The organism is Gilvimarinus sp. 1_MG-2023 (genome assembly GCF_030548285.1).
In genome coordinates this window covers 1-371 of sequence record NZ_JAUOSC010000342.1, presented here as the reverse complement: position 1 = coordinate 371, position 371 = coordinate 1, and the positions used below count along the sequence as shown (strand labels likewise).

General features: G+C 56.6%; 1 protein-coding gene. It reads left to right on the top strand.

Translation table 11 applies throughout. The features are described from left to right. Positions 1-371, top strand: a 371-nt coding sequence (locus Q4563_RS17105; RefSeq protein ID WP_303605347.1) for a hypothetical protein, incomplete at both ends; no start/stop codon positions are given.

Genomic DNA, 371 nt, shown 5'->3' with positions numbered 1-371 from the left:
CATCTGATTGCATCGGTATTGAATATCTCTGCCGCACTGATTGTTGGTGACCGTCTGGCCCATGCTCGTCAGCATCAGCCCTTGCAACCCGAACAGGGCATGGTGCTGTTGCGAGCCTTTTCGGCCTGCGCTTTTTGGTCACCTTTCTTTGCAGCGATGGGATTGACGTTGCTGAGCGCTCCGGGGGCGCAATTAATAACACTGGTGCTGTTTGGTTTGCCGTTGGCATTGGTGGCGCTGCTGTTTTCTGCCTGGGAGATTCGCCGTAACCCGGCAGCGAAAAACGCCATCGGCTACCCTTTGCGCTGGTCGTCGCTCTGGATGCCGTTGGTATTGGCGGTACTGGTGATCGTCAGCCACTGGATCTGGCC